At 68.8% G+C, this 11,723-nt stretch carries 10 protein-coding genes; 4 read left to right on the forward strand and 6 right to left on the reverse strand.

Annotation, left to right across the window (positions count from 1 at the left end):
• Positions 1-106: 106 nt before the first annotated feature.
• From ACIOEW_RS35660 to ACIOEW_RS35670, 3 genes are all read right to left on the reverse strand, one after another.
• A complete protein-coding gene (locus ACIOEW_RS35660; RefSeq protein ID WP_401969248.1) occupies positions 107-2,155 on the reverse strand; it encodes a CocE/NonD family hydrolase in 2,049 nt (682 codons plus the stop codon).
• Between the two features lie 35 nt (positions 2,156-2,190).
• Positions 2,191-3,504 (reverse strand): acetyl-CoA carboxylase biotin carboxylase subunit family protein, encoded by a 1,314-nt coding sequence (locus ACIOEW_RS35665; protein ID WP_401969166.1) that lies wholly within the window; start codon positions 3,502-3,504, stop codon positions 2,191-2,193.
• A gap of 131 nt (positions 3,505-3,635) precedes the next feature.
• On the reverse strand, positions 3,636-4,397 hold the full coding sequence (locus tag ACIOEW_RS35670; protein WP_350998119.1) for a phosphoglyceromutase: 762 nt from the start codon (positions 4,395-4,397) through the stop codon (positions 3,636-3,638).
• Positions 4,398-4,603: 206 nt separating this feature from the next.
• Between ACIOEW_RS35670 and ACIOEW_RS35675 the strand changes: the two genes are divergently transcribed.
• Complete coding sequence (locus ACIOEW_RS35675; RefSeq protein ID WP_401969169.1) at positions 4,604-5,926, forward strand: MDR family MFS transporter; 1,323 nt, start codon at positions 4,604-4,606, stop codon at positions 5,924-5,926.
• Positions 5,927-6,012: 86 nt separating this feature from the next.
• On the opposite strand, the gene ACIOEW_RS35680 is transcribed toward ACIOEW_RS35675, so the two are convergent.
• Complete coding sequence (locus ACIOEW_RS35680; RefSeq protein ID WP_351003609.1) at positions 6,013-6,162, reverse strand: hypothetical protein; 150 nt, start codon at positions 6,160-6,162, stop codon at positions 6,013-6,015.
• 314 nt (positions 6,163-6,476) lie between these two features.
• Positions 6,477-7,154, reverse strand: a complete 678-nt coding sequence (phoU, locus tag ACIOEW_RS35685) for a phosphate signaling complex protein PhoU (protein WP_362557733.1) — start codon at positions 7,152-7,154, stop codon at positions 6,477-6,479.
• A gap of 198 nt (positions 7,155-7,352) precedes the next feature.
• Here phoU and ACIOEW_RS35690 point away from each other — a divergent pair, with 198 nt between their 5' ends.
• Together ACIOEW_RS35690 and ACIOEW_RS35695 are read left to right on the forward strand one after the other, a co-directional pair.
• A complete protein-coding gene (locus ACIOEW_RS35690) occupies positions 7,353-8,627 on the forward strand; it encodes an ATP-binding protein (RefSeq protein ID WP_362557735.1) in 1,275 nt (424 codons plus the stop codon).
• Entirely contained in the window at positions 8,624-9,304 is a 681-nt protein-coding gene (locus ACIOEW_RS35695; RefSeq protein ID WP_073733027.1) for a response regulator transcription factor, read from the forward strand. Before ACIOEW_RS35690 ends, ACIOEW_RS35695 begins: the two co-directional genes overlap by 4 nt.
• A gap of 102 nt (positions 9,305-9,406) precedes the next feature.
• Here the strand turns inward: ACIOEW_RS35695 and ACIOEW_RS35700 are convergent, their stop codons facing one another.
• Complete coding sequence (locus ACIOEW_RS35700; protein ID WP_401969172.1) at positions 9,407-10,084, reverse strand: DUF461 domain-containing protein; 678 nt, start codon at positions 10,082-10,084, stop codon at positions 9,407-9,409.
• A gap of 791 nt (positions 10,085-10,875) precedes the next feature.
• On the opposite strand from ACIOEW_RS35700, the gene ACIOEW_RS35705 reads away from it, so the two are divergent.
• Positions 10,876-11,358, forward strand: a complete 483-nt coding sequence (locus ACIOEW_RS35705) for a CarD family transcriptional regulator (RefSeq protein ID WP_006380568.1) — start codon at positions 10,876-10,878, stop codon at positions 11,356-11,358.
• Positions 11,359-11,723 lie beyond the last annotated feature (365 nt).

The raw sequence follows: 11,723 nt of genomic DNA on the forward strand, positions 1-11,723 counted from the left end.
GCCCGGAGAATCCGGTCGGCCCCTTCTCCTTTTCTCCGTTGTCCGTTTCCCCTCTCTCCGTAGAGTTCTCCGTAGAGTTCTACGTAGAGTTCAGGTCGAGTCGGGTTCAGACGTTCACCCTCGGGATGCTCTCGTTCCACGTGCGGGAGAAGACCCTTCGGCCGTCCTCGTAACCGTCCAATGTGGCATCGACGTGGAATTCTGTCTCGTTCGAGGTAAGGACCGTGCGGGTCTCCACCCGGACGTCCCATGCGGGACGCCTGAACCGCATGGTCCAGGCCGACTCACCGCTCACCGAACCGAAGTCGTCCGCTGTGGAGAGGTACTTCTCGCAGGCCCTGAGGCCCACCTCGATCCCGTTCTCCTCGTACCTCTGAAGTCCGCGGTCCTTCACGATGTCCAGCGATGAGCGGTAGTCGACCAGATTCCTCGACACCGTCCAGTCCTGTTCGGGCTCGGTCTGCTGCGTGACCTCCGGGGGCTCGCAGCCCTCGGGCTCACCGAAAGGCTCCGCGGGAATCCCGTCCGGGGCCGCGGCCGGGCGGATCGGCAGCGTGAGACGGCTACCGGCCTCGTGGACGCTCAGCTGGACGGACGAGGGTGCGGGCCAGACCAGCGGCCAGTACGAGGTGGAGAGCGAGAGGCGGATGCGATGCCCGGCGGGGAAGGCCTGTGCGACTCCGTTGAGAGGTATCCGGACGCGATAGGTCCTGCCCGGTTCAAGCTGTTCGGGGCCGTCTTCACCTGATCGATGGGCAAGGTTGAGTACCCCGTACGTGACCCGGGTCGCACGGCCGTCGGGCGCGACGTCCGACAGCCGTACCGCGACCTGCGCCGAGCGGCTGGGCGAGGACACGAGCAGATCCACCGCGGGCGCGCCAAGGATCTCCACGCGTTCCGGCAGCGGCCGCGTATCGAACACCAGCGAACCGCCGTCCTCCTCGCGCTGGTCGTACGGCAGATCCGGCGGGGCGTTGTACGAAGCCCACTTGCCGGCGAACTGCCCCACGGAGAGAGGTGACTGCACCTCGTGGACGCGTCCCGGGGAATGCGCTGACTCCGATGACGCGCGTGCTTCTCCCTCGCGAACGATGGTGCGGTCGTCCAGGGGATGCACCACCTCCTGGACGTGTGGCGACGGCCAGCTCGGCTCTCCCACCCAGCGGCCCGGCCGCTCCTGGTAGGAGGTGGACGGCGGCACGCTCTCCTGCATCCAGGCGCTGATCATGGGCCCGTCCATGACGCCGTTGTCGAAGCCCTTCAGCCAGTGGTCCCACCACCGGACCACCTCCTGGAGGTATCCGATGGCCGGCCCCGGTTCACCGAGGTGGGGAAGCTTGTGGGACCAGGGCCCGATCAAGCCCTTGCGCGGTACGTCGACATGGCTCAGGAGCCTTGTCACGGCGTTGGAATAGCCGTCCGCCCAACCGCTGGACGCGAGCACGGGGCAGCGCAGGGCCCCGTAGTCCTCGCTGAGCGACGCATGGCGCCAGTAATCGTCGCGGTGCTGGTGGCGCAGCCACTCGAGAACCCAGGGCTGCGCGGCGTCGAGGCGCTCGTGCCACATCTCGCGCCAGCGCTCGCCGACGACGGCCGGGTCGGGCGGGCATGTGGCGTAGGCGAACATGGTCCCGGCTTCGGCCAGGTTGTCGGACAGCATGGCGCCGCCGACGTAGTGCATGTCGTCCGCGTACCTGTCGTCCGTGAAAGAGGCGATGACGATGGCGCCCAGGCTCGGAGGCTGCCGGGCGGCGACCTGGAGCGCGGCGAACGCGCCCCAGGAGATGCCCATCATTCCCGTACTGCCGTCGCACCATGGCTGCTCGGCGAGCCAGGCGAGCACTTCCTCCGCGTCGCACTGTTCTCGCTCCAGGTACTCGTCCAGCAGGACGCCTTCCGATTCCCCGGTGCCTCGCAGGTCGACGCGTACGCAGGCGTAGCCATGACCGGCGATGTAGGGGTGGTGGATCGCGTCGCGGGTGGAGGTCAGGTCGTTCTTCCGGTAGGGGACGGCCTCCAGGATCGCCGGGACCGGCTCCCGGTCGGACCCGGTGGGGCGCCAGACCTTCGCTGACAACCGCACCCCGTCCGACATCGTGATGGTGACGTGGTTCTCTGTCCTTACCGCGTGCGGCAGTTGATCGACATAGCGCATTCCGGCGGACTGCTCCCTCCTGCTTCTGGTCCTGCTCACGACGTCTTCTGGTCGCGTCCGCCCGGGGCGGTGTCGTCGAAGGTGAGGCCCAGTGCTGCGACGCACTGGTCGAACTTGCGCCGCAGGCCCTCCTCGTCGTCCGCCCCGGTGAAGATGTGGGCGATCTCGTAGCTGTAGCTGTCCTGCTGGGAGACCGAGGAGAGCTTCTGCCCCTCGGCGGGCACGACGTCGATGCGCACGCCCGGTATCTCCCGCTCGATGGCGGCGAGCTCGGAGGGCGTGGGCACCTGGTGCACCCTTCCCTCGCCGAACCACCGGTAGTACCACTTGGCGGCCATGCGGTACGGGCCCTGGCCGCCGGGTGACGCGGGATCGAGCCCGAGTGCGAGGCGGATCATCCTGTCGTGGTTGGGTACGCCGTCGACGTAGGCGAAAAGCTCCGCGTGCGACTGGGAGTGCCGCGGGTTGACCTCCAGCAGACTGATCTCGTCGGCCTGCGGGTCGTAGAAGTACTCGATGCTGAAGGTCGCCGAGTCCATGCCTATCTGTCGCATGGTGCGCTTGCTCACCTGGTGCAGCTTCTGGATCACCGAGTCGGGGAGTGTGCTCGGATACTGATGGCGCAGGAAGCAGGACGAGCCGGGGTAGTTGATCGAGTCGAGCACTCCGTAGACGGTGACGTCCCCGTCGTGGACGTAGCCCTCGACGGCCACCTGGATCCCGGTCATGGTCTCCTCGGCCAGACAGACCTGACCTCCCACCCCCACCATTTCCGGGGGGAGCTCAAGCATCTCGAGGACGCTGTCGAAGGGCCGCCCGACCCTTCCGATGCCCTCCCTTATCCTGTCGACGGCGGATTGGAACTCCGTCATGTCCGAGACGCTGTAGGCCAGTTCCGATGAGTAGGCGAGGGCAGGCTTGAGCCACATGGGGAAGCTCACGCCGTCCGGTGGCCGGGGGTCCGCGCTGTCGAGGTCCACCCGTCCGAAGTTCGGGTATTCCTCGATGGCCTTCTGCTGTTCCAGCCGGCTCCAGTACTTGTGCTCACATTTGACGATGGACTCCAGGCTGGTGGTGCGCGTGTTGTACTCGCGGCCCAGCATCGGCACGAGTGTGCTGACCGGGAAGTCCCAGTAACCGACGATCGCGTCGATGGGGCCTTCGTGCGCGTCGAGGACCGTGCGGGCCCGCGTCATCAGATCTGCGACCGAAACCTCCCCCTCCTGTAACTCGTCGAGGCTCAGCAGAGGGTGGAAGCGGTACGAGTCCGGCTCGGGCACGGCATTCAGCGTCGGCAGGTTCGCGTCGTCGAGGCCGAGCACGAAGATGTTCCTCCGTCGTGGGGACATGGTGTTGTCCTTTCGTGGGGGTCCACGACGCGTACCCGCCGTCGGCGCCCCAAATCGGCGTGCCCGGGACGGCCGGGGCACGCCGAGAAGCCCCCGCCCTGTGAGCAGGGCGGGGGCTTCTCGGCGTGCGCTTACTTCTTCTTGCCCTGGTTCTTCACGGCCTCGATGGCGGCCTTCGCCGCATCCGGGTCGAGGTACGTGCCGCCCGGCTTCAACGGGCGGAAGTTCTCGTCCAGTTCGTACGCGAGCGGGATGCCGGTCGGGATGTTCAGGCCCGCGATGTCGGCGTCCGAGACACCGTCGAGGTGCTTGACCAGGGCCCGGAGGCTGTTGCCGTGCGCGGCGACCAGGACGGTCTTGCCGGCGAGGAGGTCCGGGACGATGCCGTCGTACCAGTACGGCAGCATGCGGTCGACGACGTCCTTCAGGCACTCCGTGCGCGGGCGCAGCTCCGGCGGGATCGTCGCGTAGCGCGCGTCGTCGCTCTGCGAGAACTCGGTGCCGTCCTCCAGGGCGGGCGGCGGGGTGTCGTACGAGCGGCGCCAGAGCATGAACTGCTCCTCGCCGAACTCGGCGAGCGTCTGCGCCTTGTCCTTGCCCTGCAGGGCGCCGTAGTGGCGCTCGTTCAGCCGCCAGGAGCGGTGGACGGGGATCCAGTGGCGGTCCGCGGACTCCAGTGCGAGCTGGGCGGTGCGGATCGCGCGCTTCTGGAGCGAGGTGTGCAGTACATCGGGGAGCAGGCCGGCGTCCTTGAGCAGCTCACCGCCGCGGACCGCCTCCTTCTCGCCCTTCTCGGTGAGGTTGACGTCCACCCATCCGGTGAACAGGTTCTTCGCGTTCCATTCGCTCTCGCCGTGGCGGAGGAGGATCAGCTTGTACGGTGCGTCGGCCATGGGTCCGAGCGTAATCGAACCCGTACGGGCCGCGCGCGCCCGGCCACAGGGCGGACAGGGCCGTGGGCGCGCGGGGAGCGGGCGGTGCCGATTGACGGCTGCCGTCAATTGAGTGGCAGGCCCGAATCCCGGATTTGTAATGTTCGGACCGTTGGCGGACCGCTTACCGCTTGCATCCGAATCCGTACGTCCCGGGGGGAACCCGCATGTCTGTCGCCGGTCTCAGACGGGCCACCCGTGAAACGGTCTCCGGTCTCCCCCGGGAGTTCTGGTGGCTGTGGACCAGCACCCTGGTCAACCGCCTCGGGGCGTTCGTCGCCACCTTCATGGCCCTGTACCTGACCCTGGACCGGGGCTACTCCGCCTCGTACGCCGGTCTGGTCGTTGCGCTGCACGGGCTCGGCGGGGTCGTCTCCTCGCTCGGGGCCGGGGTGATGACGGACCGGTTCGGGCGGCGCCCCACGATGCTGATCGCGCAGCTCTCGACCGCCGTATCGGTGGCCGTGCTCGGCTTCATGGTCCATCCGGTGGCGATCGCCGGCGTCGCCTTCGTCGTCGGCATGGCCAGCAACGCCTCCCGGCCCGCGGTCCAGGCGATGATCGCCGACATCGTCCCCGCCAAGGACCGGGTGCGGGCGTTCTCGCTCAACTACTGGGCGATCAACCTCGGGTTCGCGGTCTCGTCCGCCGGGGCCGGGTTCATCGCCGAGTACAGCTATCTCGCGGGCTTCGTCGGCGAGGCGGTGATGACGCTCGTCTGCGCGGTCGTCGTCTTCATGAAGGTGCCGGAGTCCCGGCCGGTGAAGGCCCCGCCCACGACCCGGGGCGCGTCCGCCGCCGTCTCCGCCGACGACGTACGGCTCGGCACGGTGCTGCGCGACGGTCGGTTCATGGGGGTCGTCGGGCTGTCCTTCGTGATCGCCCTGATCTTCCAGCAGGGGTACGTGGGGCTGCCGGTGGCCATGGGGGCCGACGGGTTCAGCAGCTCCGACTTCGGTACGGCGGTCGCCGTCAACGGCGTCCTCATCGTGGTGCTGCAGATCCCGGTCACCCGGTTCATCCAGAGCCGCGACCCGCGCCAACTGCTCATCGTGTCGTCGCTGCTCGCCGGGTACGGCTTCGGGCTGACGGCCTTCGCCGGCTCGGTCGCGGTCTACGCGCTGACCATCTGCGTCTGGACCGTCGCCGAGATCGTCAACGCGCCCGTGCAGAACGGCCTGGTCGTCCAGCTCTCACCGGCCCACGGACGGGGCCGCTACCAGGGCATGTACACCCTGTCCTGGTCGGCCGCGGCGCTCGTCGCCCCGCTGATGTCCGGTGTGGTGATCGACCACTTCGGGGCCGGCTGGCTGTGGGGGACGTGCGCGGTCCTGGGCACCGTGGCGTCGTTCGGGTACTGGCTGCTGATGCGGAGTCTGCCGCAGGGCGGCCTGGCGACGGCCCCCGCGGTCGTGGGGAGCGGACCGGCCGGCGCCGAGGACGCCGCGGCCGGGACCGGCCCTGAGCCCGCGGTGGAGCGGATGGGCTGACGAAGGCACGACGAGGCACGACGAAGGCACGGGGCGCCCCGCGCGGACTGCTCCGCGCGGGGCGCCCCCTCGTTGCCCGGCTCCCGTCAGCCGGAGCAGCCGCCGCACTGGCACGGCGCGCCGGACTGGCAGCCGCACCCGCAGCCCGATCCGCATCCGCAGGCGCCGAGGACGCCTCGGTGCGCCACATCGGCGGGTGTCTCCTGCTGGGGTTCGGTCGTGGGGGAATCGGCCATGGTTCCTCCTCAAGGTGTACGACAGGGCCGCACACCCGCACGGGGCCCGCGGCCGGGGCGTACGGACAAGTCGTGCCGCCCCACCCCATTGCATGCCCAGCCGGGCGGGCGCATCAACGGCGCACACGCGCAGGAACGCGTGTGCGTATCGATGCGCCTCGGCCCGACCGCACATGGGGGGACGGCGTCGCGGGTCCGGTCACGCGCATCCGGCGCGTTGTCGATCACCAGGGCTCCGCCATGGCTCGATGCGCCGCCCTGCGGCTGCACGCACCCGGCCCCGCTCCTTCACCCGCCCCAGGTGCCCGCCGGCGCTACGCGCCTTCCACCGGCGTCGGCTGCTGGAGCTCGTCCGCGTGCTCGCCCGTCACCAGGTAGACGACGCGCTTGGCCACCGAGACGGCGTGATCCGCGAACCGCTCGTAGTAGCGGCCGAGCAGCGTCACGTCGACGGCCGTCTCGATGCCGTGCTTCCAGCGGTCGTCCATCAGGTGCTGGAACAGCGTGCGGTGCAGCAGGTCCATCTCGTCGTCGTCCTGTTCCAGCTGGAGCGCCAGGTCGACGTCCTTGGTGATGATCACCTCGGCGGCCTTGGCCATCAGGCGCTGCGCGAGCTGTCCCATCTCCAGGATGGTGGCGTGCAGGTCGTGCGGGACCGCCGACTGCGGGAAGCGCAGCCGGGTCAGCTTGGCGACGTGCTGGGCGAGGTCGCCCGAGCGCTCCAGGTCGGCGCTCATCCGCAGCGAGGTGACCACGATCCGCAGATCGGTCGCCACCGGCTGCTGGCGGGCCAGGAGCGCGATGGCCCTGGCCTCCAGGTCGTGCTGGAGGTCGTCGACCTTCTGGTCCGCGGCGATCACCGTCTCCGCGAGCTTGAGATCGGCGTCGAGCATGGACGTCGTCGCCCGGCCGATCGCCGATCCGACGAGCCGGGCCATCTCGACCAGCCCCTCGCCGATCGAGTCGAGTTCCTCGTGGTACGCGTCACGCATGGGTTGTCCCTCTCCAGTCCTGAACCGAGGCCGGGGCCAGCTCTGAACCCCACGGTGCCACCGTGACGGGCGTACGCGTCGGGTTCCGACCGGCCAAGTGAACCAGCGCTTGCCCCTCGGTGAACTCTGGGCGACGAGTGTTCGGATAGGCACTCGGACGGCTGGGAGAGTGTCCGTCGGGCCGCATAACCTGGAGGCATGGACGTGAACGCGGCGGTCGCCGCAGCTGCAGCGATCGCCGGGGTGTGTACCGGTGTGATCGCCATGCTGGCGTTCCGCTGGAGCGAGCGCGACCAGAAGAAACCCACGCGTACGTCTCTGCGGCCCGACAGCGGTGCCCCCCTGCCCCCCGGAGTCGACACGGTCCTTTCCGTGCTCAGCTCCTCCGCGGTCGTGCTCGACGAGAGCGACAGCGTCGTCAAGGCCAGCTCCGCCGCGTATGCGCTGGGGCTGGTCAGGGGAGGGCGCCTGGCCGTCGAGCCGATGCTGAACATGGCCAGGGACACCCGCCGCGACGGGGAGATACGACAGGTCGAGCTGGACCTGCCCCGGCGCGGCACGGGCAGGGGCGAGGCCCTCGCGGTCTCTGCCCGGGTCGCTCCGCTGGGCTCCCGGCTGGTGCTGCTGCTGGTCGAGGACCTCACCGAGGCCCGCCGCATCGAAGCGGTCCGGCGCGACTTCGTCGCCAATGTCAGCCATGAGCTCAAGACCCCGACCGGTGCGCTGTCCCTGCTCTCGGAGGCCGTCATGGACGCCTCCGACGATCCGGAGGCGGTGGAGCGGTTCGCCGGCCGGATGCAGATCGAGGCGACCCGGCTCACCAACCTCGTACAGGAGCTCATCGACCTGTCCCGGGTACAGAACGACGACCCGCTGGAGGACGCCGAGCCGGTCCGGGTCGACGAACTGGTCGCCGAGGCCATCGACCGCTGCCGGCAGCAGGCCGGCTCCAAACAGATCACCATGGCCGCGGGCGGCACCGCCGAGCTCCGCATATGGGGCAACCGCGGCCAGCTCGCCGCCGCACTCGGCAACCTCGTCGAGAACGCCGTCAACTACAGCCCCGCCCGCACCCGCGTCGGCATCGCCGTCCGCCGGGTGGTCGTACCCGGCGGGGACGAGATCGAGATCGCCGTGACCGACCAGGGCTTCGGCATCTCGGAGAAGGACCGGGAACGGGTCTTCGAACGCTTCTACCGCGTCGACCCGGCCCGCTCGCGCGCCACCGGTGGCACCGGCCTCGGCCTCGCCATCGTCAAGCACGTGGCCGCCTCGCACGGCGGGGAGGTCACTGTCTGGAGCTCGGAGGGACAGGGCTCCACCTTCACCCTGCGGCTGCCCGAAGCGGGCTCCGTACGGGAACGGGACCGCACCTCAGGCGGACCGCTCATCGTCAACGGCGACGAGGCTTCCTACCCGGACGCCGCACCCGACTCTTTTGATTCATTCCCTGCCCCGGAGGCTCTTCCGTGACCCGAGTGCTTGTCGTCGAGGATGAGGAATCCTTCAGCGACGTCCTGTCCTACATGCTCCGCAAGGAAGGCTTCGAGGTCGCCATCGCGGCCACCGGACCCGACGGCCTGGACGAGTTCGAGCGCAACGGCGCCGACCTCGTGCTCCTCGACCTGATGCTGCCCGGCCTGCCCGGCACGGAGGTCTGCCGCCAGCTGCGCAGCAAGTCCAACGTCCCCGTGATCATGGTCACGGCCAAGGACAGCGAGATCGACAAGGTCGTCGGCCTGGAAATAGGAGCCGACGACTATGTGACCAAGCCCTTCTCCTCGCGCGAGCTCGTCGCCCGCATCCGCGCGGTGCTGCGGCGCCGCGGGGAGCCGGAGGAGGTCACCCCGGCCGCCCTGGAGGCGGGCCCGGTGCGGATGGATGTGGACCGTCACGTCGTCACGGTCTCCGGCGGCAAGGTCGACCTGCCGCTGAAGGAGTTCGACCTGCTGGAGATGCTGCTGCGCAACGCCGGCCGGGTGCTGACCCGGATGCAGCTGATCGACCGGGTCTGGGGCGCGGACTACGTGGGCGACACCAAGACGCTCGACGTCCACGTGAAGCGGCTGCGCGCCAAGATCGAGCCGGACCCGGGCGCGCCGCGGTTCCTCGTGACGGTGCGGGGCCTCGGGTACAAGTTCGAGCCGTAAACCGGCCCGGAACGACAGGACAGCAGGTGTGGCTGAGGCGCCTCCCGGACCGGGAGGCGCCTCAGCCACACCTGCTGTCGTCGTGCGTTGCGCGGGGTGCGGTCAGCCCGGCTGCTGCGAGTCGGACGCCGCGTCGCTCGGGGTGGTGGTGTCGCTCTCCGAGGCCGAGCCGGAGGGGGTGCCGGACGTGGCACCCGGGGTCTCGGACACGGAATCGGACGGCGATGCCTCGGGCGACTGCTCCGACCGCTCAGGGAGCTTCGGCAACGAGCTGGGGCCGAAGCCCTTGAAGAAGCTGTCGGAGGGCACGACGGACGCGCCGAGCGTGATGGTGCCGGTCTTGCTGAGCTTGAAGACCAGCGGCTGCACGTTGCCGTTCTGCGTGGCCTCGTGGCCGTTCTCGATCACGGCGGAGGCGTTGCCCGCGCCGCCGAGGATCACCCGGCCGCCGGCCGGTACGACGACCGGTCCCGAGCCCTTGGCGGCGTGCAGCTCCACGGAGCCGCTGCTGCCCGTCAGGGTGATGGCGTCGAGGGTCTCCGCCGTGGTGCCGTTGTTGAACAGCGTGGCGGTGACCACGGCCGGGCCGTTGGCGCCGCGCACCGGCTGGGTGACGACGTTCGCATTCTGGATCTTGATGTCGCCGGACGAGGTGGCGGCGTTGTCAGGCCTGACTTCGAGCGTCTGCGCGTTCTTGCCGGCTCCGCATGCGGAGAGCGCGGCGATCGAGAACGCGATGGCAGTGGCGGCGAGGGCGCCGTGTCGAAGGCTGCGGCTCACGGCGGCGGCAACTCCTAGAACGAGCGGACTTACGGACGGGGTCGGGCGACGTGGTGTAAAGCCGCCCTAAGGGTGTGTCAGCGGCCAGGTTACCGAGCCCCCGTCCGCGCCCCGCACCCGACCCGCCCCTGACGGCCCCGGGGATCGCGGGCCGTCGTACGCGAGATCATTCGCACGGCGTTCACATAACACGCTTGATCAATTCCGCCACGCGTTCGCCCCGCGTTCCCCCGCGCTTCGCACCGCTGTTCACGGCGCTGTTCATGCGGCCCGCGGCACATTCATTGCACATAATCCTCGCGGTGCCGGGCGTTGATCAATTTCATTGGCCACCGGCACCGAGAGGGCCCGTCAATTGAGGGTTGGTGTCGCGGGGCCGGTCGCGCTCATCTGCGGCGTTGTCGTCAATCAACAACACTCCGCGGCGTCAATCCTCGGCCTTGCAGCTGTACGGGTCCGGTCCCGTCCCTTCACCTGCCCCCAATTGCCGGACCCTCTTACCCCCGTACGGGTGATCGATCTCCGAACGGAGTACGGAATGTTCATCATCCGGAACCAGGCAAAACGGGACGTTCAGCCACTTCTGAGTGCGTCGCGGTACGTGTAACGTCCGCGTTTCTCCCCGCCCGTGCAGCCGCTCCGACCTGCGAATACCGTCCTCCGCGAGCCTTCCGCAGCACGTCCCTGTCGCAGTTGTCAAGCCCCGAGATATGCCCTGACCTGCGAAAACGCCATTCAGGAGAAGCTGTTCTCGTGTTACTCTTGATAGCCACGGAAGGGGTACCTGTCACATGACGTTCAAGGTTGGCGACACCGTGGTCTATCCCCATCACGGGGCCGCGCTGATCGAGGCTATCGAAACTCGCCAGATCAAAGGCGTGGACAAGACCTACTTGGTGCTCAAGGTCGCTCAGGGCGACTTGACGGTGCGTGTGCCGGCGGACAATGCGGAGTTCGTGGGCGTGCGTGACGTGGTCGGGCAGGAAGGGCTGGACCGGGTCTTCGAGGTGCTGCGCGCACCGTATGCCGAGGAGCCGACGAACTGGTCCCGACGCTACAAGGCAAATCTCGAGAAGCTCGCATCCGGTGATGTCATCAAGGTCGCGGAAGTAGTTCGTGACCTGTGGCGTCGCGAGCGTGAGCGTGGACTCTCCGCAGGTGAGAAGCGCATGCTCGCCAAGGCTCGCCAGATCCTGGTGAGCGAGCTCGCTCTCGCGGAGAACACGAACGAGGACAAGGCCGAGGCTCTCCTCGACGAGGTCCTCGCGTCCTGAACCGGATCGCACCGGTCCTCAATAATGTGCCGCGGTGCCCGCTGACCAGCCGTATACACGGTGTGTCGTCGGGCGCTGCGGCATGTCCGGCTGCGCGCGGCGACGCACGGAATCCGGACAAGGGACCCCGGTCCGGGTACGCGGATCCGGCAAACGACCCCGGCCTGCGGACGGCGCGGCCCGACGGAGCCGGATGTTCTCCCCGATGCGCCGATGCGTTGGCCTCATCGACGATCCCCCGGTACTTTGCTCGCGATCTTGTGAAGTCGACGTGTGAGGCCGATCCCGAGCGGCCGGGGCGGTACCCGTCTCGCCCGGGGTCACGGAAAGGGTCCCGGTCGAGTCATGGCATAGCGCCCGGCTCG

It is taken from the genome of Streptomyces sp. NPDC087901, assembly GCF_044742205.1.
Lineage (GTDB): Bacteria > Actinomycetota > Actinomycetes > Streptomycetales > Streptomycetaceae > Streptomyces.

Coding starts and splice junctions, on each gene's coding strand:
- ACIOEW_RS35660 (WP_401969248.1), bottom strand. CDS start 2,155: ATGCGCTATGTCGATCAACTGCCGCACGCGGTAAGGACAGAGAACCAC.
- ACIOEW_RS35665 (WP_401969166.1), bottom strand. CDS start 3,504: ATGTCCCCACGACGGAGGAACATCTTCGTGCTCGGCCTCGACGACGCG.
- ACIOEW_RS35670 (WP_350998119.1), bottom strand. CDS start 4,397: ATGGCCGACGCACCGTACAAGCTGATCCTCCTCCGCCACGGCGAGAGC.
- ACIOEW_RS35675 (WP_401969169.1), top strand. CDS start 4,604: ATGTCTGTCGCCGGTCTCAGACGGGCCACCCGTGAAACGGTCTCCGGT.
- ACIOEW_RS35680 (WP_351003609.1), bottom strand. CDS start 6,162: ATGGCCGATTCCCCCACGACCGAACCCCAGCAGGAGACACCCGCCGAT.
- phoU (WP_362557733.1), bottom strand. CDS start 7,154: ATGCGTGACGCGTACCACGAGGAACTCGACTCGATCGGCGAGGGGCTG.
- ACIOEW_RS35690 (WP_362557735.1), top strand. CDS start 7,353: ATGGACGTGAACGCGGCGGTCGCCGCAGCTGCAGCGATCGCCGGGGTG.
- ACIOEW_RS35705 (WP_006380568.1), top strand. CDS start 10,876: ATGACGTTCAAGGTTGGCGACACCGTGGTCTATCCCCATCACGGGGCC.